Genomic DNA, 23,736 nt, shown 5'->3' on the forward strand with positions numbered 1-23,736 from the left:
CTGATGGTACAGGCCGGATGAGTTGGTCAGAGGACCGATCGCCAGCGTGGCTTTGTCATATCCCCTTCTCGCGGCAGCGTCACGTCGTTTCCGAGGCGCGAGTGTGGCGGCCTCGGCGCCACATGGATTTTCCCACTATGAATCGGAGCGTCAGCGTTGGCAGGTAATCGCGACGTAGTCGTTGCAGCCGCTGTGCCGACAGGAATTTGTCGACCCACGAATCGAATCCGTCATCTCCTCGGGCCGGACGCGTCTGTAAGCGATCGCCTGTGCAAAATCGCGTGACCGACAGTAGGAGTGTGCGGCGTAGGCTCCGCAGCTTTCGCTTTGGGCAAGGCACTGGTCAACGCCATATCCGTCGGCCTGGTTGGCAATGATGAAAACGCGGCTGTCCGCCCATGCGATAGTCGCAGAAAGAGCCAAGCCTGCCAGAATTGCGGGAAAAACCCGCGCTACGGGAAAAATATGCATTATATACCGGAAAAAGAGAAAGGCCGTGACAGAGTCGCCACGGCGAATGGCAGGCGATTTCCCGGCAAAATAAGGCGTTTGTGGGGCGTGGCCTTGACGCCGCGCCACCGGCTGTTCATGTTCGCCGGAATGAACGGTTCCCTCGCTATTTGTGGCAGTTGCCGCAACATTTTGAGCTAGCGATTCGCTGGCCGAGGCCGTCTTTTCTCACAATAGAGTACCGCGCGCCCCGGCCACCAGCGAGCGGAACGGATTTGTATTCCCGCTGCCCGGCGGCAGCGGTCTCGGAACGGATTTCATGGAACTGCGCCTTTACGACACCCTGACCAAACAGAAGCGTGTTTTCGACCCGATCGATCCTTCGAACGTACGGATGTATGTCTGCGGTCCGACGGTCTATGACTTTGCCCATATCGGCAATGCGCGGCCTGTCATCGTGTTCGACGTGCTATTCCGCTTGCTGCGGAATCTCTATGGCGCCGACCATGTCACCTACGTCCGCAACATCACCGACGTCGATGACAAGATCAACGATCGCGCGGCGCGCGATTTTCCGGGCCTGTCGCTGAACGAGGCGATCCGCAAGGTTACGGAAAAGACAGCCGCGCAGTTTCAGGCCGATGTCGCCGCGCTCGGCTGCCTGCCGCCGACGCACCAGCCGCGCGCCACCGAATTCGTGCTGCCGCGCGCCGACGGCAAGACCGACATGGTGACGTTTATCAAGCAGCTCATCGCGCGCGGCCATGCCTATAAAGCGGGCGGCGAGGTGCTGTTCGACGTGCGGTCGATGCCGGACTACGGCGCGCTGTCGGGCCGCAGGCTGGAGGAGCAGAAGGCCGGCGCGCGGATCGCGGTGGACGAACACAAGAGGAATCCGGCCGACTTTGTGCTTTGGAAATTGTCGTCGGAGAACGAGCCGGGCTGGGACAGCCCGTGGGGCAGGGGGCGGCCCGGCTGGCACATCGAATGCTCGGCAATGAGCGCGGCCTATCTCGGCGAGGTCTTCGACATTCACGGCGGCGGCCTCGACCTGATCTTCCCGCATCATGAAAACGAGATCGCGCAATCGCGCTGCGCCCACGGCTCGCACGCGATGGCGAACTACTGGATGCACAACGGCTTCCTGCAGGTCGAAGGCGAGAAGATGTCGAAGAGCCTCGGCAACTTCGTGACGATCAATGAGCTTTTGACCACCGGGAAGTTCGGCGGACGGAAGTGGCCGGGCGAGGTGTTGCGGCTGAATATGTTACGTACCCACTATCGCCAGCCGATCGATTGGACGACCAAGGCTTTGGAAGAAAGTGAAACCATCCTTCGTCGCATCTGCGGTAGGATAAAACAGTTTGACGATGCGCGTCGCGGAATGGCGATGAAAGAACGATCGGGGCAACCGAAGCTCTCACCGGAAATATTAGAAGCGCTCGTTGACGATCTGAATACTCCGTTGATGATCTCGAGGGTTGGTGAACTCAACCACGACGATGCCTTTGATCAGGCGCTATTGTCTATTGGTATCGACGTATTTTCATACGCACGCTGGCTGCGCTCGCAGGAGCAGCAAGCAGGTTCGAATGTCGATGAGTTGGTCGCTGCTCGCCTTGAAGCAAGAAAACGAAAGGACTTCAAGGAATCCGACCGCATTCGTGACGAACTCGCCGCCATGGGCGTGGTACTGAAGGACAGCAAGGACGCTGACGGCAAGCCGGTGACGACATGGGAGATCGCGCGATGACGAAAACGATTGTCCCTCACCCGGCGTCTCGCTTGCGCTCGCCGCCACCCTCTCCCGCGAGGGGAGAGGGGAAGAAGGAGCCTGCGCGATGAAGGGGCGCGAGAGGTTCAAAATCCTTGTCAAGGAGAGGGACGGAGGACGTGGCGCGATGACCGAGCCGCGACCTATGCCCTCTCCCCTCGCGGGAGAGGGTGCCGAGCGCCATCTGCGCGAGGCGGGTGAGGGGGCGCCCCGAAAAACAACCCCGCGGAGCTTGCGCGCGCGGATGACCGATGCCGAGCGGAAGCTCTGGTTCGCGCTCAAGGACCGGCGCTTTCAGGAACTCAAATTTCGGCGGCAAGTCCCGGTCGGACCTTACATCGCGGATTTTCTCTGCTTCGATCGGCGGCTCGTCGTCGAGGTGGATGGCGGCCAGCACGCGGAGTCGCTGCGTGATGCTGATCGGGACCGCTGGTTTACTGACAATGGCTTTCGCACGCTCCGGTTCTGGAACAATGACGTGCTGTCGAATCTGGAAGGCGTGCTGACTGTCATTTCCGAGGGAGCGGCGACCCCTCACCCGGCGTCTCGCTTGCGCTCGCCGCCACCCTCTCCCGCAGGGGGAGAGGGAAAGACGGAGATGTTTTGACGCGATGGGGCAGTCGCTTCCCAAACCTGCGCTACGGCCGATGCTGCCCACTGATGTTCCTGTGCTGGCCGCGATTTTCATTGCCAGCATCGAGGAACTGACCGGCGACGATTATAGCGAGGCGCAGCAGAGCGCGTGGGCGGCCGCCGCTGACGACGAGCACAAGTTCGGCGCACGGCTCGCGCGCCAGCTGACGCTGGTGGCGACGCTTCGGGCTTCGCCGGTCGGCTTTGCTTCGCTCAAGGGCGCCGATCACATCGACATGCTCTATGTTCATCCGGGGGCTGCGAGGCATGGGGTTGCGACCACGTTATGCGATGCGCTTGAAAAGCTTGCTGGCGCGCGCGGCGCCACCGCCCTGACCGTCGAAGCCAGCGATACGGCCGAGCGATTTTTCGCCAAGCGCGGCTACGTCGCGATGCAACGTAACTCGGTGACGATCGGCGACGAGTGGCTGGCCAATACCTCGATGAAGAAGATACTGGCTGCGGGAAGCTCGGCATGAGCCGCGAACGCCTCTATCTGTTCGACACCACGCTGCGTGACGGCGCGCAGACCAACGGCGTCGACTTCACCTTGCAGGACAAGCAGGTGATCGCGAAGATGCTGGACGATCTCGGTATCGACTACATCGAAGGCGGCTATCCGGGCGCCAATCCGACCGATACCGCGTTTTTCTCACAGAAGCCCGCATTTCGCCATGCGCGCTTCACCGCTTTCGGCATGACGCGGCGTCCCGGACGATCGGCTTCCAATGATCCCGGACTGGCCGCGCTGATCGCTGCCGAGGCGGATGCGGTCTGTTTTGTCGCGAAATCGTCCGCCTATCAGGTCAGGGTCGCGCTCGAAACCACGAACGACGAAAACCTGGCGTCGATCCGCGACAGCGTAAAGGCAGCCACGGCAGTCGGTCGCGAGGTCATGGTGGACTGCGAGCACTTTTTCGATGGCTACAGGGAAGACCCGGCGTTCGCGCTGGCCTGCGCCACGGCGGCCTACGAGTCCGGCGCGCGCTGGGTGGTGTTGTGCGACACCAACGGCGGCGCCATGCCGGATGAGATCGAGGCGATGGTTCGCGAAGTGACGACGCACGTCCCCGGCGACCATCTCGGTATTCACGCCCACAACGACACCGAGCAGGCGGTCGCCAATTCCCTAGCCGCGGTGCGTGCAGGGGCGCGGCAAATTCAGGGAACCCTGAACGGCCTCGGCGAACGTTGCGGCAATGCCAATCTCTGCTCGCTGATCCCAACGCTGAAACTGAAGAAGGAATTCGCCGGCCTTGTCGAAATCGGCGTGACCGAGGATCGGCTTGCTGCCCTGACACAGGTGTCGCGCATGCTCGACAACATGCTCAACCGTGCGCCAAACCGGCACGCGCCTTATGTCGGCGAAAGCGCGTTCGTCACCAAGACCGGCATCCATGCGTCTGCGATCCTCAAGGATCCCGCGACCTACGAGCATGTCGCGCCGGAATTGGTCGGTAATCGCCGCAAGGTGCTGGTGTCGGATCAGGCCGGCCGCTCGAACGTGCTGGCCGAACTGGAGCGCGCCAACATCGCGTTCGACAGGAACGATCCGAAGCTCGGGCGGCTGGTTCGGGAGATGAAAGAGCGGGAGGCCGCTGGCTACGCCTACGAATCCGCCAACGCATCGTTCGATCTGCTGGCGCGGCGCACGCTTGGGCGCGTGCCCGAGTATTTCGACGTCGAGCAGTATGATGTCAATGTCGAACAACGCTACAATTCCCACGGCAAGCGCGTCACTGTCGCGATGGCGGTGGTGAAGGTCAGAGTTGACGGCCAACCTCTGATTTCGGCCGCCGAAGGTAACGGTCCGGTCAACGCGCTCGATCTTGCCTTGCGCAAGGATCTCGGCAAATACCAGAAATACATCGAGGGGCTTAAGCTGATCGACTATCGCGTGCGTATCCTCAACGGAGGCACCGGCGCGGTGACGCGGGTGTTGCTCGAGAGCGAGGATGAGGAGGGCGAGCGCTGGACCACGATCGGCGTGTCGCCCAATATCATCGATGCGTCGTTTCAGGCCCTGATGGATTCGGTGATTTACAAGCTGGTGAAGTCCGGCGCGCCGGCGTGAAGCGTTCCGCCGTCCTTTATGGTTATTAGAGTCTCTTCAACTGCGTTGAACTCAGACTCGCCGCTTATCTTTTGGTTTGAGCATGATCTTTTCCGAAAACCGGTTTCCACTTTGCGCTGGCGCGGCCCTTCGGGTCGGGATCATGCTCTAGCTACAGCCGGTCGGCGACGTCGGCCGGCATGTGTTTCGAGTCCAGCGTGCCGCTGGCGGCGATGCGAAGTTTCGGCAGGATGTCCTCCACGCGGTCGGCCTGCAGGACATTCACCGCGAGCGTGGGCCGGATGAAGGCGGTATCCCTCATGTGAGCGAGCAGAGCGAGCAACGGCTCCCAGAAACCGTCGACATTTGCCAGCATGATCGGCTTGCTGTGTCGCCCGAGCTGCTGCCAGGTGAGCTGCTCGACCAGTTCCTCCAGCGTGCCGACGCCGCCTGGCAAGGCGACGAACGCATCCGACCGCTCGAACATCAGGCGCTTGCGTTCGTGCATGTCATGGGTGACGATCATCTCCTGAACGCGAGACAGGGCATGCTCGCGCGCGGTGAGGAAATCCGGAATGATGCCGGTGACGGTGCCGCCGTGGTCGAGTGTCGATGTTGCGATGGCGCCCATAAGGCCGACCGAGCCGCCGCCATAGACTAGCCCGACGTTGTTCCGGGCAAGAGCTCTACCAAAATCAACGGCGGCTTCGACGAAGTGGGGATTTGTACCGGGACCTGAGCCGCAATAGACGCAGACCGTTTTGATGGTGTTCATGAGAATCGATGTGGCACCGTAAAATCTCAGCGTCAAGACTGACCGCTGCCGTGACAGCTTAATACGGCTGGCTTGTGCCGTCATCGCAAAAGGAATCGGCGGCTGAGGGTGTACGCGGCATCCAGACACCCTATATAAGGGCCCTTTATGAGTATGATCCGACGATATGCGAGGCGGCCGCCGTCATTTTCCCGTTCAGGTGCGCCGGATGGCTGACGCGGCTTTCCATCAGGCAACCGTGCCGGCAAACCGGTCAGATGACCCCACCCGGAACGCGACTCTCGGCAGGGCGCTCTTGCATCTGTGGCCCTACATGTGGCCCGGAGACCGCGCCGACCTAAAGATGCGCGTGGTCTGGTCGCTGGTGCTGTTGCTTGCAGCAAAGGTCGCGACCCTGGTCGTTCCCTTCACGTTCAAATGGGCGGTCGATGCGCTGAGCGGTGTGGGAAGTGCGCCCGTGCAGCCCGACAACTGGGCGATGTGGCTGATCGTGTCGCCGCTCGCGATGACGCTGGCTTACGGCTCCGCCCGCGTGCTGATGGCGCTGCTGACCCAATGGCGCGACGGCACCTTCGCCAAGGTTGCGATGCATGCGGTGCGCAGGCTGGCTTACCGGACGTTCGTCCACATGCACGAGCTGTCGCTGCGGTTTCATCTCGAACGCAAGACCGGCGGGTTGACGCGCGTGCTCGAACGGGGCCGCAACGGCATCGAAGAGATGGTGCGGCTCGTCATTCTTCAGCTCGTTCCGACGGCGGTCGAAGTCGGATTGCTCGCCGGCGTTCTGCTCTGGCAATTCGACTGGCGCTACGTTCTGGTGACGCTGGTGACTGTCCTGGTCTACATGGCCTTCACCTATAAGGCGACGCAATGGCGTATCGAAATCCGCCGCCGGATGAACGACTCCGATTCCGACGCCAACACCAAGGCGATCGATTCGCTTTTGAACTACGAGACGGTGAAGTATTTCGGCGCCGAGACGCGTGAAGCGGATCGCTACGATCGGTCGATGGAGCGCTTCGAGACAGCGAGCGTGCAGACCTATACGTCGTTGGCGATCCTGAACGCAGGGCAGGCGGTGATCTACACGGCCGGGCTGACGTCGGTCATGATCATGTGCGCGATCGGGGTGCGCAACGGCACGCATACCGTCGGCGATTTCGTCATGGTCAATGCCATGATGATCCAGCTCTACCAGCCCCTCAATCTCATGGGCATGGTCTATCGCGAGATCAAGCAGGCGATCATCGATATCGAGAAGATGTTCGCCGTGCTGATCCGCCGTGCGGAGGTGCAGGATCGTGACGGTGCGCAGCCGCTACACGTCGAGCGCGGATCGGTGAGATTTGAGGATGTGCGGTTCGCCTACGATCCGCACCGTCCGATCCTCAAGGGCTTGACGTTCGACGTGCCCGCGGGAAAGACGGTGGCCATCGTCGGGCCTTCGGGAGCCGGAAAATCGACGCTGTCGCGGTTGCTGTTCCGCCTTTATGACGTCTCCGGCGGCCGGATCCTGATCGACGGTCAGGATATCCGCGATGTGACGCAGGAATCGTTGCGCGCGGCGATCGGGATGGTGCCGCAGGATACCGTGTTGTTCAACGATACCATCCGCTACAACATCCGTTATGGCCGCTGGGACGCGACCGATGAGGAGGTCGAGGCTGCCGCCCGGACGGCGCAGATCGACGGCTTCATCAGAATGTCGCCTAAAGGTTATGAGACGGAAGTCGGCGAGCGAGGCCTGAAATTGTCCGGCGGCGAGAAACAGCGCGTGGCGATCGCGCGCACGGTGCTGAAGGCGCCCCCCATTCTGGTATTGGACGAGGCGACGTCGGCGCTCGATAGCCACACCGAGCATGAAATCCAGGAGGCTCTCGAACGGGTCTCACGCAACCGGACTTCGCTGGTGATAGCGCACCGGCTCTCCACCATTGTGGGCGCCGACGAGATCATCGTGCTGGATCAGGGGCGAATTGCGGAACGGGGGACTCACGTCGGACTTTTGGCCGCGGAGGGTCTTTACGCAAGCATGTGGAACAGGCAACGCGAGGTTGAGGAGGCGCGGGAGAGGCTTGCTCTGATCGGCGATGACGAGGGCGCTCCGAACCGTGCCCCTCCTCCTGTGGACGATCCCCTGGTGGCGTCAACCGGCGCGGCAGGATAGAATGGGTCCAAAGTGCCCTCCCGAATCAGGCCATCGGACCAATACGGTGCTGATCGAGGATCGTGTCGTGTTTCATAAGTCACTTTCACCTCAGGTTCAATCGCATATCATCAGGTGCTCATGCCCATAGATCGACAGACTCTCCAATCCATTGCGAAATCCGTTCGCTCGGGTGCCAGATCCGTGCGAGCGCAAATTTCGCCGATTCATCCGAAGGGGTATCCCTTCGTCGGTGGCTTCGCATTGGTCACCATCATCTTGTTCTGGATCTGGAGCCCGCTGGGCTGGATCGGAACGCTGCTGACAATCTGGTGCGCGTTGTTCTTCCGCAATCCCGCCCGTGTGACGCCAATCCGCGAGGGCCTTGTCGTCTCGCCGGCGGACGGACGAATCTCGATGATTGCACCGGTTGTACCGCCCGCAGAACTCGAGCTTGGCGAGCTTCCTCTGCAACGCATTTCGATTTTCATGAGCGTGTTCAATTGTCATGTTAATCGCAGTCCGGTCGCGGGACGAATTGAACGGATCGCCTATCGCCCCGGCAAATTCATCAATGCCGAGCTCGACAAAGCGAGCGAGGATAACGAGCGCAACGCGCTCGTGATCTCGACGCCGAACAACGGGCCGGTGGGCGTGATCCAGATTGCGGGGCTGATTGCGCGTCGTATCGTCTCATTCGTGCATGAGGGGCAGACGGTCGAAGCGGGCGAACGTTTCGGGCTGATCCGGTTCGGCTCGCGGCTGGACGTCTTTCTGCCGGAGGGAACGCAAGTGTTGGTGTCCGAGGGACAGACCGCGGTCGCCGGCGAAACGGTATTGGCCGACTTCCAGCAAATGGACGGCGGACGGACCTTTCGTACCAGTTGACCTTTGAGCTGAGCGCCTTGCCAGGGTGCCTAGCGGATGGCAGCCCCGGCAAGGCCTCCCTATATGGGGGACGTGCAGACGCCATACGACCCGAAATTGTCCGAGATACGCCGCCGCCGGTTTCGTCCGATCCCGGTACGGATGCTTGTGCCAAATTTCATCACGCTGCTTGCGATTTGCGCGGGACTAACAGCGATCCGACTCTCGACCGAGGGACGGATGGAGCTTGCGGTGGGAGCCATCGTATTCGCGGCCGTGCTCGACGGGCTCGACGGGCGGGTGGCTCGGATGATCAAGGGCCAGTCGAAGTTCGGGGCTGAACTCGACAGCCTCGCCGACTTCGTCAATTTCGGTGTTGCGCCCGGCCTGATCCTCTACTTCTGGCAGTTGCACGACCTCGACAATGTGGGCTGGATCGCGGCGATGATATTTGCGATCAGCGGCGGTCTGCGCCTCGCCCGCTTCAATGCAACGATGAACGACACCAACAAGCCGGCCTTCGCTGCGAATTTCTTCATTGGCGTTCCCGCGCCGGCGGGTGCGATCGCGGTGCTTCTGCCGATCTATCTTTCATTTCTGGGCATGCCGCAGCCTCCTGCGGTATTGACGGCGTTTTACACGCTGCTGATCGCGATCCTCATGGTGTCGCGTCTGCCGGTCTTTTCCGGCAAAGCGGTGGGGATGCGGGTGCAGCCGGAACTCGTGCTGCCGGTATTCGTGTCGGTGGTATTCGTCATTGCACTTTTGATCAGTTACCCCTGGGTCGTCCTTTCCTTCGGTTCGATCATTTTTCTATTGAGCCTTCCGATCGGCTGGAAATCCTATCGTGATCAGGATCTGAAGGCGGCCTTGCAGGAAACGTTTCCCGATGCGCCGTCATCCGTGGAAACCGCCCAGCCGGCCCCGCCATCCGCCGGCGCCGGCTCGACCACCATTCCGGTCCGCCAGCGCAAGCAAGACAACCGGCCTTCCCGTCCGCATTGAGAAACCCTGCGGAAAGCGGCTGGCAGCCCGGACCATTGCGCTTGAGCGGAAATGGCCGGCGATCGTTGCTCGCCAGAATCTTTCCGCTTCTGATGGAATCAGCAGCGGAGCGCTTTGTCGTCTTGATCTGACGCGTTTTCTTCGCGCGAACCGCCCTCCATCCTCGGGTCAAGCCCCGGGGACGTGCTTGCTCGAAAAACGTTACAGGCTCCCGGCCGCCGTTCCCCGACCGGTTACGCGACCCGCGCACGACCACGCCGCACTGTTGACCGGTTTGCCGAGCCGCTGGTCGGTTCGACATTAACGTATTGGCAACAGTTACCTTTCCGGTAACCGGTCTTTAATGGCGCCAAAGCTAGGGTGTCGATGCGTGACTTAGATCGGTTCGCGCCGCCGCCCAGGATGGCCGGTCGAGTATGCGTGGGGTTCATCATGGATATCATGACCGGTGCCGGACTTACTTTCGGCATGATCGTAATTGCCATGATGGTCTTCATGGGTGGCGATCTGCACATGTTCGTCAGCGAACATGCCATGATCATCATTTTCGGCGGTGCGACCGCCGCTACGATGATCCGCTTCCCGCTCGGAGCGATTCTGCACGGCCTGCCGCTCGGCGCCAAGTATGCCTTCACCATGAGCAGGTTGTCTGCGCGCGACCTTGTCGACGAACTGGCGCGGATCGCCGAGATCGCCCGCAAGCAGGGACCGGTCGGACTCGAAAAGGTCGAGACTAACGAGCCGTTTCTCGCCAAGGGAATCCGCTTCGTCGCCGACGGCTACGATCTCGAATTCATTCGCGACAATCTCGAGCGCGACCGCGATAATTTCCTCATGCACCTCGATGAGGGCAGCAAGATCTACCGTGCCATCGGCGATTGCGCGCCGGCGTTCGGCATGATCGGCACTCTGATCGGCATGGTGCAGATGTTCGCCAACATGACCGATCCTTCCAAGCTGGGGCCGTTCATGGCGACCGCGCTGCTCGCAACGCTTTACGGCGCGCTTGTCGCCAACCTGTTCTGCCTGCCGATCGCGGATAAGCTCCACGGCAAGCTGCTGGACGAGGAAACCAATCGCACCCTGATCATCGACGGCATCCTGATGATCCGGGATTCGAAGAGTCCGGCATTGGTGCGCGAAATGCTGCTGGCCTATTTGCCGGAAAAGCATCGCCACGAAGAAGGCGAGCCGGTTCCGGCCTAGAACGTTATCAAGCGAAATGGATACCGGTTCGTGTGAAGAAAACGCGTCAGATCAAGAATCATAGAGCCACGCTTCTGATTCCGTCAGAAGCGGAAAGGCTCTAGTCGGGAAACCAGCGATGGCCAAAAAGAAGCGCGGCGATGCGCATGGCGGCGGGCACGGCTGGTTCGTCACGTTTGCGGATCTGATGGGCCTTATGATGAGCTTCTTTGTGATGCTCGTCGCGTTCTCCACGATGGATAATCAAAAGCTCAAGATCGTTGCGGGCTCGATGCGCGATGCCTTCGGTTCCCAGACCGAAGTGCGATATTCCGGAATCATCGAATCGGATGGCCTGCCGACGCGGCCCAAGCTGAAGAACGCTGCGCACGTCCCGCCGGATGAGACCTCCACGACCCCGACCCCCGATGAACAGGAGCGTTTCAAGACCGCGGGCGCTCGCCTCAAGACGGATCGCGAGTTCGCGCTTGCGTCCGCGTCGCTGCGACAGGCGCTGCAGGACATGCCGGAACTGACGGAGCTTTCCAAACACATCATGTTCGAGGAAACCAAGGAGGGTCTCAACCTGGAAATCGTTGACCAGGATGGTCGCTCCATGTTCGCGGAGGGGTCAAAAGAACCTTATGAGCGGACGCGGATGCTGATCGGCAAGCTTGCGGCTCCGCTCACAGCGACGCCGTTTCGGATCTCTATTACCGGCCATACCGCTTCGAACTTCGTCCCGATGCGTAGCGATTATGACGGCTTCGACCTGTCCGCGGATCGCGCCAACGTTGTTCGTCAAATCCTTGAACAGGAAGGATTGCCTCCGAGCCATATCTTCGCAGTATCGGGCAAGTCGGACAGCATGCCTTTGTTTCCTGATGATCCGTCACTGGCGGCAAATCGGCGCGTGACCATCACCCTGATGCGCGAGGCTCCTCCATTGCCGCCGAATCTGAAGCCCTGACCTGCTCGCGAATACTATGTTACCGTTCGAATTGGCGGGGCCGGGCAAGCCGGCGCCAGACTTGTCAATGGTATTCGATGATTGACGGACCGGTGCTTGGCGCGATAGCCCGGAGCAAAATTATCCTCAGAGCGTTGGTACGATCATGGCCGTCAGCGATCCAACTGCCGAAGCCAAGGGCGAAGCTTCGGCGAAGACAAGCGGCTTTTGGGCGGTAACGCTTGGAAGCATCGGCGTGGTCTTTGGGGATATCGGAACGTCGCCTTTGTATGCTTTCCGCGAGGCGGTTGATCACGCTGCCCAACAGGGGGCGGTGACGCCTGCGATCGTGCTCGGCGTATTGTCGCTAATCCTTTGGTCGCTCTTTATCGTCGTGACTGCGAAATACGTTCTGCTGTTGCTGCGTGCCGACAACAACGGAGAGGGTGGAACGCTGTCGCTGATGGCGCTCGGCCAGCGGGCGCTCGGGCGGCGAAGTTTGCTTCTGCTGGCGCTCGGCGTGGTCGGCGCCTCAATGTTCATCGGCGATTCCATGATTACGCCGGCGATCTCGGTGTTGTCCGCCGTTGAAGGTTTAAAACTCTCCGCGCCGGGGCTTGAGGATTACGTCGTTCCACTGACAGTGCTGATCCTGATCGTGCTGTTCGCGGTGCAGAGACGCGGCACCGCGCGGGTCGCTTCGGCGTTTGCTCCGGTGATGGCGCTGTGGTTCTTGACGATTGCAATTCTTGGCGTTCTCCATATCCATGAGGATCCACATGTGCTGTTGGCGGTGAATCCCTGGTACGCCGTTCACTTCCTGCTCAATCACGGTCTGCTCGGTCTCGTCATCATGGGCCTGGTCTTTCTGTCGGTCACCGGCGGCGAGGCGCTGTACGCCGATCTCGGCCATTTTGGCCGCAAACCAATTCAGGCGGCCTGGTTCTGTGTTGTATTGCCATCGTTGCTACTGAACTATTTCGGGCAGGGAGCGCTGATTCTCGCCCATCCCGACGCCATCGACAACACCTTCTATCGTCTGGCGCCGGCGCCGTTGATCCTGCCGCTCGTCATTCTGGCAACCGCCGCTACCGTGATCGCCAGCCAGGCAGTCATTACAGGCGCCTATTCGTTGATCCGTCAGGCCGTGCAGCTCGGCCTGCTGCCGCGTTTCGAGGTGCGCTACACATCCGAAACCCATGCCGGGCAGATTTACCTGCCGCGCGTCAACATGTTGTTGCTGGTCGGCGTGCTGTTGCTGGTGCTGCTATTCCGTACCTCCAGCGGCCTCGCGTCCGCCTACGGAATTGCTGTATCCACGACAATGGTCGCCGACGGCATCATGGGCTTTGTCGTTGTCTGGAAGCTGTGGAACTGGCGGGCAGCGACCGCGGCCGCATTGGTCGTTCCCCTTGTCTTTGTCGACGTGATGTTTTTCAGCGCCAATCTACTTAAACTGTTTGACGGGGCGTGGGTGCCGCTTCTGTTCGGCATCACCATGGTGGTGCTGATATGGACGTGGCGCCGCGGCGCGGCGATTCTCATCAAAAAGACCAGGCGCACCGAGGTGCCGCTTCTGGATCTTATTCATAGTCTTGAAAAACGGCCACCGCATATCGTCAAGGGCACAGCGGTGTTTCTAACCAGCGATCCCAATTTCGTGCCCACCGCACTTCTACACAACCTCAAGCACAACAAGGTTCTTCACGAACACAATGTGATCCTGACGATCGAGACCGCGCAAACGCCCCGCGTCGATCCCGCCGAGCGCGTACGCATGGAAAACGTCAGCGAAAAATTCTCGACCGTCACCCTTCGCTTCGGGTTCATGGAGTCGCCGAATGTTCCGAAAGCTTTGGTGATCGCGCGCAAGCTTGGCTGGCAGTTCGACATCATGGCGACGTCGTTTTTTGTCTCTCGCCGGTCGTTGAAGGCGTCCGCGCAGTCGGGAATGCCTGCCTGGCAGGATCGGCTGTTCATCGCGCTGAGCCGGTCTGCCAACGATGCGACGGACTATTTCCAGATCCCGACCGGGCGGGTGGTGGAGGTGGGAACGCAGGTCAACATCTAGGCCAAGTCATCATTTAGAATCGTGGCGGCGCTTGATTTTGTTGAACGAAGGGACGACGTTGACAGTCGGACAAGCGGGCGGAGCCGCGCCTGAATGCAAAGCGCGAGGAGGTTGCGTTGGCGGATCACAATTTTGCCGTTCACGATTTATCACCGGAAGAGGTTTCCAAAGGCATTACCGAGGGCCGTTATCTGTTGGTTGACGTCCGCGAGCCCAACGAGGTCGCGGCGGAGGCATTTCCGGACGCGGCCGTTATTGCTCTGTCAGCTTTCGATCCCGCTGCGATTCCCGACCCGCAAGGCAAGCAGGTCGTGTTTGCCTGCCGCTCCGGCAAGCGCTCGGTGACGGCTTCGCTGGCGGCGCAGGAGGGAGGCCTCGCTTACGACAAGCATCTCGCCGGCGGGATTCTTGCATGGAAGGCGGCAGGACTGCCGACGCAGCCCGGCGGCTGAGCGTTGATGCTCTCGATGAACAAGGTCTTCGCCGGTCTGCCGGTTACCATTTTCGAGACCATGTCGCAGCTCGCGCGGGACAACGACGCCATCAACCTCGGGCAGGGCTTTCCCGATGATCCGGGCCCGGAGGATATCCGGCGCGTGGCGGCGGACGCCGTTCTCGACGGCTATAATCAATATCCGTCGATGATGGGAATCCCGGAGTTGCGGCAGGCCATCGCCGCTCACTACCGCCACTGGCACGGCCTTGCGGTCGATCCGGCGACCGAGGTTATGGTCACCTCCGGCGGCACGGAAGCGTTGACCAGCGCCATTCTTGCGATCGTCGAGCCTGGCGACGAGGTCATCGTTTTTCAACCGGTCTACGACTCCTATCTCCCGATCATCAGGCAGGCCGGCGGTGTTCCGCGCCTGGTTCGTCTGGAGCCGCCGCACTGGCGGATGACCGAAGACGCGCTGCGCGGCGCCTTCACGCGCAAGACCAAAGCGGTGCTCTTTAACAACCCCCTCAATCCGGCCGCGGTGGTTTATGGGCGCGATGATCTGGAACTGCTGGCGCGGTTTTGCCAGGAGTTCGATGCGGTCGCCATCTGTGACGAAGTCTGGGAGCATGTCGTTTTCGATGGCCGCGACCATATCCCGCTGCTCTCCATTCCAGGCATGCGCGACCGCACCATCAAGATCGGGTCGGCCGGGAAGATATTTTCGCTGACAGGCTGGAAGGTTGGCTTTGTCTGCGCCGCGCCGCCGTTGCGGCGGGTCATCGCGAAGGTGCATCAGTTTCTCACCTTCACGACACCCCCCAATCTTCAGGTCGCGGTCGCATATGGCCTTGCAAAGCCGGACGAGTATTTTTTTGAGATGCGCCATGATCTGACGCGACGCCGGGACCGCCTGACTCGCGGTCTTGAAGACATCGGATTTCCCGTATTGCCGTCACAGGGGACCTATTTCTTGACGGTGGATCTTGCGCCGCTCGGCCTCGATGAAACCGACCAGGCGTTCTGCAGGCGCATCGTGACGGACCATAAGGTCGCGGCGATCCCGGTCTCCGCGTTCTATGAACAGGATGCGGTCACCTCGGTCGTGCGTTTCTGTTTCGCGAAGAAGGATGCCACGCTCGACAGTGCATTGGAGCGCTTGTCCGACGCAGTGCATGCTCTTTAGGACGACGCAAGCGATGGTTCGAAATCGATATGTTTGGATCTCTGTTGTCGCCGCATTCACGCTGGTGCTTGGCGCAACACCGCGGGCCGATGCAGCCGGACGAATCGTCAATTTCTACAATTGGTCGAACTACATCGCCCCGAATGTGCTCGAAGCCTTTACCGAGGAAACCGGAATCGAGGTAGTTTACGACACCTTCGACGCCAACGAGACGCTCGAAACGCGGCTCCTTGCGGGTAAGTCAGGCTACGATGTGGTGGTGCCCACGGCGTATTTCCTGCAGCGTCAAATTGGCGCGAACATCTTTCGGAAACTAGAAAAATCGAAGCTGCCGAATCTCGCCAACGCTTGGCCGGAGGTAACGAAGAAGCTCGCAGTGTACGATCCCGGCAATCGGCATGCCGTGAATTACATGTGGGGCACGACCGGCATCGGCTACAACGTCGCGGCGGTGCAGCGCATTCTTGGACCCGGCGGCAAGATCGACAGTTGGAATGTCATCTTCGATCCGGACAAGCTCGCAAAGTTCAAGGATTGCGGCGTTCAGATGCTCGACTCCGCGGATGACATCCTGCCTGCCGCGCTCAACTTTCTGGGCCTCGATCCGAATTCGACAAAGAAGAACGATCTCGAACAGGCGGCGGCTCTTGTCGGTAAGATCAGGCCTTATATCCGAAAATTTCATTCCTCGGAGTATTTGAATGGCCTTGCCACCGGCGAGATCTGCCTTGCCGTTGGCTGGTCAGGCGATATCAAGCAAGCCCGAAGCCGCGCGATGGAGAGTCATAACGGTGTTGAGATCGGCTATGCGATTCCGAAAGAGGGCGCGCAGATGTTCTTCGACAATCTGGCCATTCCGATGGATGCCAGGAACGTCGCTGAAGCCTATGAACTGATCAATTATCTCTATCGGCCTGACGTCGCGGCGAAGAATTCCGACTTCCTGTCCTACGCCAACGGCAATCTGGCCAGCCAGAAGCTGATCGATCCGAAGATCTTCAATGACAAGACGATCTATCCGGACAAGGCCATGATGAAACGGCTGTTCGTCATCACTGCGCGAGATCCCGCGACGCAACGCTCGATCAACAGACTCTGGACGCGCGTAAAGACAGGACGGTAACAGGGCCGCCGCGAGGGACGGAATGCACCCCGGTCATCCACGCCCTTTTTGTAAAACTGATGCCATGACGTTTTTGAGCGAAGCCTGTCCTCGGGCGGAAACGCTCTTGGAGTCTGTTTCAACTTCATTGAATCAGACTCGTCGCTTATCTTTTTATGCGAGCATGATCTTTTCCGGAAACCGGTTTCCACTTTGCGCTGGCGCGGCCCTTCGGGTCGGGATCACGCTCTAACGCCAGCGGCGGTGCAGCCACAGCCATTGATCGGGATATTCGCGAATCCAGCCTTCGATCACTGAGGTGATGACCTGCATCGTTTCCTGCACGTCGATCTGTCCGCTCGCATCCCGCGCCGGCGCGATCTCTTCCGACAGTTCGGCACGGAAGCGATGGCCCGGCAGGCGGATGATCCGCACGCCATGGACCGGGCATTCGATTTGCCGCAAGAGACGTGCCAGCGTGGGATTGGCCTTGGTCTTCCGCCCGAAGAAGGTGACATCGACGCCGTTGGTGAAATATTGGTCCACCAGCATGGCGACGTGCTGGCCGTTTTGCAGCGCCTGCGCCAATTTGAAGGGGGCCTCGCGGCCTGCCGGGATCAACGTCCCCATATTGACGGAGCGCAACTGTCCGATTGCGCGATCCGCCGACGCGATGTTCGGCCGGCGGTACAGAATTGCAGCATCAAGCCCATGTGCGACGGCGGCGACCGCAGGCAGCTCCCAGTTGCCGATGTGGCTTGCGAAAATCAGCGCCGGCTTGCCGTCGAGCCGTAGCTTGTGAAACAGCTCGCGTGTGCGATGCCCGATCTCGATGCGGCCGGTTTCGAGATGATCCGGATCGTAGGTCCAGACCTGATCGAGATGGGCGAACTCCGCACCGATACGGCCGAGATTGTCCCATACCCCGGTCAGAATCTTATCAATCTCGTCCGATGACTTTTCGGGAAACGCCGCGGTGAGGTTCGCGCGCCCGATTTTCTGCTCGCGCAGCAGAGGTCCGATCTTTTGCGTTATTCTGCCGAATAGATTTGCCGTCTTGATCGGATCGAAATAACGAGTCGCTCGCAACAGTCCAATCGTCAATGCGCCAATGGCGGCCGCGCCGGCAGATTTAAGCGCATCGCGCAGCCGGGCCCGGGTTCGAAGCAGGAGGCGGCGCATCAAAGGACGGTGATCCCGCCGATGGCTGAGCGGTATCCCGCATGCGGGTCGGCACACAGTGCGCGCATCTGCTGCACGGCCGCTATACCGGCTCGCGCGTCAGGATCAGCGACGCGTTCTGGCCGCCGAAACCGAACGAGTTCGACATCACCATGGTGACGCGCGCATCGCGGGCCGTGTTGGGGACGACGTCGAACGGGATCGCCGGATCTGGCACGTCATAGTTGATGGTCGGCGGTATGCGTTGGCGCTCGAGCGTCAAGAGCGAGAACACCGCTTCGACGGCTCCAGCCGCCGAGAGGGTATGTCCGACCATAGACTTGTTGGACGAGACCGGGATCTGCCTGGCGCGCTCGCCGAACACGCTGGAGATGCCGAGATATTCCATCTTGTCGTTTTCAGGCGTGCCGGTGCCGTGCGCATTGATGTAATCGATCTGCTCGGTGGTCACGCCGGCGTCGGCCAGCGCGTTGCGGACGCATCCGATGATTGGTTTGCCGTCGGGGCTCGAACGGGTGCGGTGGAAGGAATCGGCGAGCTCGCCGCATCCCGCCACGATGCCGAGAATCTTCGCGCCTCGCGCGGTCGCCGCCTCATAGCTTTCGAGCACCAGCGCGCCCGCGCCCTCAGCCATCACGAAGCCGTCGCGGTTCTTGGAAAACGGTCGAACCGCGGCGTGCGGAGGGTCGTTCTGGGTTGAAAGCGCCGACAACAACGAAAACCGGATCAGCGCTTCGGGATTGACCGAGCCGTCGGTCGCGACGCACAGCGCCGCATCGGCCTCGCCGCGGCGGATCGCTTCAACCCCGAGCTGAATTGCGGTTGTTCCCGACGCGCATGCCGTCGAGAGTGAAATGGGTGAGCCCTTGGTGCCGAAGGTTTCGGCGAGGTGGTCCGCAACGGAGCCGAACAGAAAACGGCGATGATATTGCTTATATCTGCCGCCGCCGCTGACCCGCAGCATCTGATCGTAGTCGATGTCGATACCGGGACCGATGTCGTGGCCGAGTTCCTGCCGCTGCGGCCATTCAAGCTCGACCGGGGCGACGGCGAGAAACAGCGGGCCTGGAAAGTCACCGGCGCGGCCGATTTCCGCCTGCGCGACGGCTTCCTCCGCAGCGATATCGGCCAGTCGCTCCGAAAGATCGGTGGACGAGAACGGTTCGACCGGGACGAAATCGACTGTGCCGGCCATCGTGGTCCTCAGACCCTCGGTCGGAAACCGCGTGATCGTCCTGATGCCGGATTCGCCCGCGCAAAGCCTGGCCCAGTTATCCGTCTTGCCGGTGCCTAGCGAAGTTACGACGCCCATGCCGGTTACCACGACAACGGGCCTGCCGGATTTGTCGCGCATCGCGGTCATGGTGTCCCCGTCGAGTCCTTGAAGATTCCAGTTCAGCCGATCGCTTCGACCAGCGCCATGCCTTCGCCGCGCCAGTGTCCGGCCCCGATCACAACAATCCGGTCTGGAGGCGTAGTCATATCAATTTCCTGTCCCGATGTATCGGCCGGCGCGAACAGCGCGCCCCGCGAAAGTGATAGCGCGGCCACCGCCAATCCGAGTGGAAACTGCGCCTCCATGGTGTGACCGAACAATGTTCCGATCGCTCGTACCGGGATGTCCGGATGGGCGCGAAGGAATGCGCGTTCTTCCGAGGTGACCGGCTCGGCGCCGGTCGCGCCTGTTATGATCGCGGTTCCATCGGCGTGGCTGCCGAGCCTGGACCACAACGACTCCAGCGTCGATGTGATATCGCTAGGACGTTTGCGTCGCGCATGATCCGCAACGACGTTGGTCAAGCGCGCAAACGGCTTCGCGCCGCGGGCCTCCGCGTGGGCGCGGGATTCGATCACCAGAAAAGCGCCGCCGGATCCGAGTGCGAAGCCGCTGTTGTGCTCGCGCGCCCAGACCGGGGCGTACTTCTCTTTCAGGTTGAAGCCGCCGAATTCGTAGAGCAGGAGCAAATCCCTGCGCTCGCCATTGTGAGCAGCGCCGACCAGGGCGATGTCGCTTTGACCGGCGGCGATTCGGGCGAGCGCGATGCGCACCGCGTCGACGCCTGAAGCCTCTTCGCCCATGAAGGTTCGCGACGAGCCCGTAACGCCGTGAACGATGGCGATGTTGCCGGCGAGAAGGTTGGATAACTGCGCCAGGAAGAGTGTCGGCCGCAGATCGCTCATCAGCCGTTCATTGAGATAGCCGGGCGCGGAATTGCCTTTTGCCTCCGCATTCAGAATGCCGGAGTCGACGACAAGATCACGCTCGCCGCCGCCTGCGGCGACGATCATGTCCATCCGCGCCAGTATATCCGTGTTGCCTTTGACCCCGGCGGAGTCGAGCGCCAGTCCCGCCGCATACGTTCCGATGCGCTGCCAGGCTTCCATCTGGCGCTGGTCGCCCTTTTTCGGAATCTGCGCATCGAAATTGACCGGAGCCAGCGGATGAACGACGTAAGGCGCGAAGCTCTTCTCGTCGGCATTGATGCGTTGATGACTCAACGCCTCCCAGTGAGCATCAAGGCCTTCGCCGAGCGAGGTGGCGAGTCCGATCCCGGTGATCCAGGTTTCGATCGGCGCCGAGGGCGAAGCGGTCTCAGCCATGAGCAAACATCTGCTGTGGAAACCCGATGCGTTTAGCCATGGTCTCCATGTGGCCACGCAGGTCGTCGTTGGGAAAAGGCACCTGACGGAACGTCAGCGTCGCATTGCATTTCGGCTTTCCGCCGACGCTTACTTTTGCGTCGGTGATGGTGAAACCGGAGCCCTCGTGAACGACGGCGGCCTCGATCGTCAGCAATTCGCCGGGTGTTACGAATGTCCTCATCTTGGCTTCCTTGACTGCTGCCAGAAAGGGCATCCGCTCGAATTTGGTCAGGGCGATCAGCAGCCAGCCGGAGGCTTGCGCCATCGACTCGATGAGAAGCACGCCGGGCATCAGAGGATGTCCCGGAAAATGTCCCTCGAAGATGGTGCTTTCCAGGGGGACCTGCGCTTCGACGGTGATGGACCGCTCTTCCGCCCTTAAGTCGGCGATGCGGTCGATTAAATGGAAATATTCGAGGTGCATGGCCGCGTGATTACGCGTCCTTGGCGGCGACCAACTCGTCGATGCGCGCGCTGAGGTTTTTCAGGACGAAGTATTGCTCGGTGGTCGCCTTGCCGTCGTTGACCTCCTGGGTCCACTTCTCCAGCGGAAGTTTGATTCCGAAAGCCTTGTCGATCGCAAAAGCGATATCGAGAAAGTCCAGGCTGTCGATCCCCAAATCATCAATGGCATGGCTTTCGGGCGTAATCGTATCGCGTGGGATATCGCAGGTTTCCGCAATAATGGTGGCGACCCTATCGAATGTGGAAGACATCGCTAAGCCTTTGATATATTTTAGAGTAGGTGCTAAATAGGCGTACGACGCCAGCGCCGTCCCCGCAAGGTCCGGTCCTTCATGCCAAGCCCATATATCGGAGCGCTGTCCCGAGTTCAATGGCGGCGGTAACCGTTGACGCCTTATTCCGCAGCCGAATCAGTATGTTTCCTATCGTTGCCGCGTCTACGATGGGGGTGTTGAGATGTGTGCACAACCCCGAAGGCCCATCTGGACGCAATCCTGAATGTCGCGCAGATCGGCGATGTTCTTGGCCAGCCACAGTCCGACGGCGATCAATGCGATCGTGAAGGCCATTGCAGCCACGTTTGCTTGCATTCGGTGACGGAAGTCGTCGGGTTGGTCGCCACGCGGCGGCGGGCGGTCAGTTTTGTCCGGCGAGCGAGCGTCTGCGGTATTCTCCGGGGGACGATGGTGTTTCGGCAAATCCGCACGGCCACGCGGCCGGAACTGGAGCACCACGTGCTCTTCCTCCGACATCCTCGGCCGCCGTTCTGTCATCGATGCTCGTCCACAAGCTCCCGTATATTTTATCACGTTGCGTGGATTCTGACACAGAAAGCCTCCACGGCCGCGCCTGAAGATTCAAAGGATAGACGCTCCGCCGTCGCGCTGAAGCGGTTGGCCCCGCCTGGTCGGGTAACCTCTCATCAGGAATAAGCCCGTCCTTTCGGACCTATGTCTGTGACGGCGGTGCGGCGCCACCGCCACCCAATCTACCGCAACGGCCGTTTCAGCAGCGAGAAGCGGTCGGGATCAAGACCGAGAGATGGCTGCAGCGTCGGCGCATCTAGTGGGCGTAACGCCGGTCTTTCCATGGGCGCCATGGGGGCGGGATCGTGAGGCGCATCGCGATGCGAGGTCGCGCCGCGCCAGCGCTCCAGAACGGCATCCACGAACTGTAGGTCCTGGCCGCGACTGGCCGACGGCACCGTCGACATCTTGGCCTCGCTGCGCGGCAACTGGTGCGCCGGAACCTCCTTGAAGCGCAGCCGGGTGGGAAGCGCGACGCCTTCGCCGAAAGCCAGCACCTCGCGGGTTCCGAGCGAGGGCACGAACGAAAGCAGGTTAGCCGCTGCATCCGAGACCGCCGAACGCAGCAGCGACTGATCGCGGTCATTGGCAAGCCGCATCGTGAACAGCGTGTTGCACTGGGAAATGATGGTGGCGTCGAGTTCAGCCGGGCGCTGCGTGACGAGGCCGAGATAAACGCCGTATTTTCGGCCTTCCTTGGCGATGCGCGAGATCGCCTTGCGTGTCGGACCGAAGCCGATGCTTCGGTCAGCCGACGCATAGCGGTGCGCTTCCTCGCAAACGAACAGCAGCGGCGAGACGCCATCGCTCCATAGACCGAAGTCAAACGCCATGCGGCAGAGGACCGACACCACGGAGTCGACGACCTCGGCGGGAAAGCCGGCAAGCTGCATGATGGTCATCTGCTTGCCGTTGGTAGGCAGACGGAACAACAGGCTGACAACCTCGGCCATAGTGTCGCCGCCGACATTGGCGTTGTCGAACATGAAGGCGTAGCGGGGATCGTTGCGCACGGTTTCAATGCGCGAGATCAGCTTGTGGTAGACAATGCGCGACGATCGGTTTTCCAGTCTGCCCATGCGCTCGTCGATCAGCGAAATCAGGTCGACCAGCCGGTAGGGCACGGGCGTGTCGGCCGTGAAGCCGACATTCTTGGGATCGATACGTTTGAGGCTGACACGATCGGCCTGCTGATACTGCGTATAGATTCCCTTCGCGATCGGGATCACCTCCGCAAGAACATCGAGTTCCTCCGCCACGCCGGGGCGACCTCCAAACAGAACATCGACGATTTCCTCGAAGTTGAACAGCCAGAACGGCAATTTCAGATTACGCGGGTTCAGCACGAGCGCGCGATCGCCGAAACAACGGCCGTACTCATTGTGTACATCGAGCAGGAAGATGCGGAGATCGGGACGCGATAGCAGGATTGCGTTGATGAGCAGCGAAACGCCGCTCGATTTTCCGACGCCGGTCGAGCCGAGCACGGCGAAGTGCTTGCTGAGCATTTCCTCGACATCGACAAAAGCTGTGACGGACTGATCCTGCTGCAGGGTCCCGACGTCGATCTGATCCGCGCCGTTGGGTGCGTAAATGGTCCGAAGCTCGTGATTGGTGATCAGGTCCGCCGAGTCGTCGATCGCCGGATAATTGGTGACGCCGCGCTGGAAACGGGGGCGGGATCCGGAGCTGTCAAGGATTTCGCCAAGCAGATCGACCGAGGCGCTCGCCATGAATTCATCGGACGAAGGCAGATTCTCGCAGGAGACCTCCGTAATCATCGCCACGATAGTGGAGGTCGTATTGCGTAGGCTGACGAACCGGCCAACGGTCGCGCGTGCCGCTGCCGGCGACATGCGACCGGTCCTCAAAATCCCCACGCGCGCCTGGGATCCACGTACGGAAATGACACGTCCGAAGGAACTTGGGGAAATCGAATGGAGCATTTTTGATCACATTTCTTGTGTCGGTTGCTGCTGCGATTTCTATGCTCGCATGGGGTTATCCA

General features: G+C 60.6%; 23 protein-coding genes. 14 read left to right on the forward strand and 9 right to left on the reverse strand.

Annotated elements, in window-relative coordinates; translation table 11 throughout:
• Positions 1-150: 150 nt before the first annotated feature.
• Positions 151-423 (reverse strand): hypothetical protein, encoded by a 273-nt coding sequence (locus NB311A_RS22415; protein WP_245256929.1) that lies wholly within the window; start codon positions 421-423, stop codon positions 151-153.
• Between NB311A_RS22415 and NB311A_RS22205 the strand changes: the two genes are divergently transcribed.
• The 5 genes from NB311A_RS22205 (at position 328) to cimA (ending at position 4,931) form a co-directional block, all read left to right on the forward strand.
• Positions 328-651, forward strand: coding sequence for a hypothetical protein (locus NB311A_RS22205; RefSeq protein ID WP_207382344.1), 324 nt, complete (start codon positions 328-330; stop codon positions 649-651). The genes NB311A_RS22415 and NB311A_RS22205 overlap by 96 nt on opposite strands.
• A gap of 118 nt (positions 652-769) precedes the next feature.
• Positions 770-2,203 carry a cysteine--tRNA ligase gene (cysS, locus tag NB311A_RS05135; protein WP_009797400.1) on the forward strand — a complete coding sequence of 478 codons (1,434 nt, stop codon included), beginning with the start codon at positions 770-772 and terminating at the stop codon, positions 2,201-2,203.
• Between the two features lie 88 nt (positions 2,204-2,291).
• Positions 2,292-2,831, forward strand: coding sequence for an endonuclease domain-containing protein (locus NB311A_RS05140; protein ID WP_009797401.1), 540 nt, complete (start codon positions 2,292-2,294; stop codon positions 2,829-2,831).
• 4 nt (positions 2,832-2,835) lie between these two features.
• Complete coding sequence (locus NB311A_RS05145; RefSeq protein WP_009797402.1) at positions 2,836-3,336, forward strand: GNAT family N-acetyltransferase; 501 nt, start codon at positions 2,836-2,838, stop codon at positions 3,334-3,336.
• Positions 3,333-4,931, forward strand: a complete 1,599-nt coding sequence (gene cimA, locus NB311A_RS05150) for a citramalate synthase (RefSeq protein WP_009797403.1) — start codon at positions 3,333-3,335, stop codon at positions 4,929-4,931. Before NB311A_RS05145 ends, cimA begins: the two co-directional genes overlap by 4 nt.
• 151 nt (positions 4,932-5,082) lie before the next feature.
• Here cimA and NB311A_RS05155 read toward each other — a convergent pair whose 3' ends face one another.
• Positions 5,083-5,685: a TIGR00730 family Rossman fold protein gene (locus NB311A_RS05155; RefSeq protein WP_040673997.1), complete on the reverse strand. Its 603-nt coding sequence runs from the start codon at positions 5,683-5,685 to the stop codon at positions 5,083-5,085.
• Between the two features lie 208 nt (positions 5,686-5,893).
• Here NB311A_RS05155 and NB311A_RS05160 point away from each other — a divergent pair, with 208 nt between their 5' ends.
• The 9 genes from NB311A_RS05160 (at position 5,894) to NB311A_RS05200 (ending at position 16,653) form a co-directional block, all read left to right on the forward strand.
• Positions 5,894-7,852 carry an ABC transporter ATP-binding protein/permease gene (locus NB311A_RS05160; RefSeq protein WP_040673999.1) on the forward strand — a complete coding sequence of 653 codons (1,959 nt, stop codon included), beginning with the start codon at positions 5,894-5,896 and terminating at the stop codon, positions 7,850-7,852.
• 120 nt (positions 7,853-7,972) lie between these two features.
• A complete protein-coding gene (locus tag NB311A_RS05165; RefSeq protein ID WP_050752063.1) occupies positions 7,973-8,719 on the forward strand; it encodes a phosphatidylserine decarboxylase in 747 nt (248 codons plus the stop codon).
• 63 nt (positions 8,720-8,782) lie between these two features.
• On the forward strand, positions 8,783-9,703 hold the full coding sequence (gene pssA / locus NB311A_RS05170) for a CDP-diacylglycerol--serine O-phosphatidyltransferase (RefSeq protein WP_040674002.1): 921 nt from the start codon (positions 8,783-8,785) through the stop codon (positions 9,701-9,703).
• Positions 9,704-10,135: 432 nt separating this feature from the next.
• Positions 10,136-10,909 (forward strand): motility protein A, encoded by a 774-nt coding sequence (locus tag NB311A_RS05175; protein WP_009797408.1) that lies wholly within the window; start codon positions 10,136-10,138, stop codon positions 10,907-10,909.
• 118 nt (positions 10,910-11,027) lie between these two features.
• Positions 11,028-11,858 carry a flagellar motor protein MotB gene (locus NB311A_RS05180; RefSeq protein ID WP_009797409.1) on the forward strand — a complete coding sequence of 277 codons (831 nt, stop codon included), beginning with the start codon at positions 11,028-11,030 and terminating at the stop codon, positions 11,856-11,858.
• A gap of 145 nt (positions 11,859-12,003) precedes the next feature.
• Positions 12,004-13,908 carry a potassium transporter Kup gene (locus NB311A_RS05185; RefSeq protein ID WP_009797410.1) on the forward strand — a complete coding sequence of 635 codons (1,905 nt, stop codon included), beginning with the start codon at positions 12,004-12,006 and terminating at the stop codon, positions 13,906-13,908.
• A 116-nt stretch (positions 13,909-14,024) separates the two neighbouring features.
• On the forward strand, positions 14,025-14,360 hold the full coding sequence (locus NB311A_RS05190; RefSeq protein WP_009797411.1) for a rhodanese-like domain-containing protein: 336 nt from the start codon (positions 14,025-14,027) through the stop codon (positions 14,358-14,360).
• Between the two features lie 6 nt (positions 14,361-14,366).
• Complete coding sequence (locus tag NB311A_RS05195) at positions 14,367-15,530, forward strand: aminotransferase (protein WP_040674006.1); 1,164 nt, start codon at positions 14,367-14,369, stop codon at positions 15,528-15,530.
• A gap of 13 nt (positions 15,531-15,543) precedes the next feature.
• On the forward strand, positions 15,544-16,653 hold the full coding sequence (locus NB311A_RS05200) for a polyamine ABC transporter substrate-binding protein (protein WP_009797413.1): 1,110 nt from the start codon (positions 15,544-15,546) through the stop codon (positions 16,651-16,653).
• Positions 16,654-16,881: 228 nt separating this feature from the next.
• Here NB311A_RS05200 and NB311A_RS05205 read toward each other — a convergent pair whose 3' ends face one another.
• The 7 genes from NB311A_RS05205 to NB311A_RS05235 form a co-directional block, all read right to left on the reverse strand.
• Positions 16,882-17,814 carry a lipid A biosynthesis lauroyl acyltransferase gene (locus NB311A_RS05205; protein ID WP_009797414.1) on the reverse strand — a complete coding sequence of 311 codons (933 nt, stop codon included), beginning with the start codon at positions 17,812-17,814 and terminating at the stop codon, positions 16,882-16,884.
• An 82-nt stretch (positions 17,815-17,896) separates the two neighbouring features.
• On the reverse strand, positions 17,897-19,177 hold the full coding sequence (locus NB311A_RS05210) for a beta-ketoacyl-ACP synthase (RefSeq protein WP_009797415.1): 1,281 nt from the start codon (positions 19,175-19,177) through the stop codon (positions 17,897-17,899).
• A gap of 32 nt (positions 19,178-19,209) precedes the next feature.
• The gene (locus NB311A_RS05215) at positions 19,210-20,415 is read right to left on the reverse strand and encodes a beta-ketoacyl-ACP synthase (RefSeq protein ID WP_009797416.1); all 1,206 of its coding nucleotides are present in this window, start codon (positions 20,413-20,415) and stop codon (positions 19,210-19,212) included.
• Complete coding sequence (locus tag NB311A_RS05220) at positions 20,408-20,881, reverse strand: 3-hydroxyacyl-ACP dehydratase FabZ family protein (protein ID WP_009797417.1); 474 nt, start codon at positions 20,879-20,881, stop codon at positions 20,408-20,410. The genes NB311A_RS05215 and NB311A_RS05220 overlap by 8 nt, the downstream gene beginning before the upstream one ends.
• A gap of 10 nt (positions 20,882-20,891) precedes the next feature.
• Complete coding sequence (locus NB311A_RS05225; RefSeq protein WP_009797418.1) at positions 20,892-21,173, reverse strand: acyl carrier protein; 282 nt, start codon at positions 21,171-21,173, stop codon at positions 20,892-20,894.
• A gap of 186 nt (positions 21,174-21,359) precedes the next feature.
• Positions 21,360-21,674 carry a hypothetical protein gene (locus NB311A_RS05230; RefSeq protein ID WP_009797419.1) on the reverse strand — a complete coding sequence of 105 codons (315 nt, stop codon included), beginning with the start codon at positions 21,672-21,674 and terminating at the stop codon, positions 21,360-21,362.
• Positions 21,675-21,910: 236 nt separating this feature from the next.
• The gene (locus NB311A_RS05235; RefSeq protein ID WP_040674011.1) at positions 21,911-23,674 is read right to left on the reverse strand and encodes an ATP-binding protein; all 1,764 of its coding nucleotides are present in this window, start codon (positions 23,672-23,674) and stop codon (positions 21,911-21,913) included.
• Between the last annotated feature and the right edge of the window lie 62 nt (positions 23,675-23,736).

Origin of the sequence: Nitrobacter sp. Nb-311A, from assembly GCF_000152905.1 — a bacterium.
Lineage (GTDB): Bacteria > Pseudomonadota > Alphaproteobacteria > Rhizobiales > Xanthobacteraceae > Nitrobacter.

Coding starts and splice junctions, on each gene's coding strand:
- cysS (WP_009797400.1), top strand. CDS start 770: ATGGAACTGCGCCTTTACGACACCCTGACCAAACAGAAGCGTGTTTTC.
- NB311A_RS05140 (WP_009797401.1), top strand. CDS start 2,292: ATGAAGGGGCGCGAGAGGTTCAAAATCCTTGTCAAGGAGAGGGACGGA.
- NB311A_RS05145 (WP_009797402.1), top strand. CDS start 2,836: ATGGGGCAGTCGCTTCCCAAACCTGCGCTACGGCCGATGCTGCCCACT.
- cimA (WP_009797403.1), top strand. CDS start 3,333: ATGAGCCGCGAACGCCTCTATCTGTTCGACACCACGCTGCGTGACGGC.
- NB311A_RS05155 (WP_040673997.1), bottom strand. CDS start 5,685: ATGAACACCATCAAAACGGTCTGCGTCTATTGCGGCTCAGGTCCCGGT.
- NB311A_RS05160 (WP_040673999.1), top strand. CDS start 5,894: ATGGCTGACGCGGCTTTCCATCAGGCAACCGTGCCGGCAAACCGGTCA.
- NB311A_RS05165 (WP_050752063.1), top strand. CDS start 7,973: ATGCCCATAGATCGACAGACTCTCCAATCCATTGCGAAATCCGTTCGC.
- pssA (WP_040674002.1), top strand. CDS start 8,783: ATGGGGGACGTGCAGACGCCATACGACCCGAAATTGTCCGAGATACGC.
- NB311A_RS05175 (WP_009797408.1), top strand. CDS start 10,136: ATGGATATCATGACCGGTGCCGGACTTACTTTCGGCATGATCGTAATT.
- NB311A_RS05180 (WP_009797409.1), top strand. CDS start 11,028: ATGGCCAAAAAGAAGCGCGGCGATGCGCATGGCGGCGGGCACGGCTGG.
- NB311A_RS05185 (WP_009797410.1), top strand. CDS start 12,004: ATGGCCGTCAGCGATCCAACTGCCGAAGCCAAGGGCGAAGCTTCGGCG.
- NB311A_RS05195 (WP_040674006.1), top strand. CDS start 14,367: ATGCTCTCGATGAACAAGGTCTTCGCCGGTCTGCCGGTTACCATTTTC.
- NB311A_RS05200 (WP_009797413.1), top strand. CDS start 15,544: ATGGTTCGAAATCGATATGTTTGGATCTCTGTTGTCGCCGCATTCACG.
- NB311A_RS05205 (WP_009797414.1), bottom strand. CDS start 17,814: ATGCGCCGCCTCCTGCTTCGAACCCGGGCCCGGCTGCGCGATGCGCTT.
- NB311A_RS05210 (WP_009797415.1), bottom strand. CDS start 19,177: ATGACCGCGATGCGCGACAAATCCGGCAGGCCCGTTGTCGTGGTAACC.
- NB311A_RS05215 (WP_009797416.1), bottom strand. CDS start 20,415: ATGGCTGAGACCGCTTCGCCCTCGGCGCCGATCGAAACCTGGATCACC.
- NB311A_RS05220 (WP_009797417.1), bottom strand. CDS start 20,881: ATGCACCTCGAATATTTCCATTTAATCGACCGCATCGCCGACTTAAGG.
- NB311A_RS05225 (WP_009797418.1), bottom strand. CDS start 21,173: ATGTCTTCCACATTCGATAGGGTCGCCACCATTATTGCGGAAACCTGC.
- NB311A_RS05230 (WP_009797419.1), bottom strand. CDS start 21,674: ATGTCGGAGGAAGAGCACGTGGTGCTCCAGTTCCGGCCGCGTGGCCGT.
- NB311A_RS05235 (WP_040674011.1), bottom strand. CDS start 23,674: ATGCTCCATTCGATTTCCCCAAGTTCCTTCGGACGTGTCATTTCCGTA.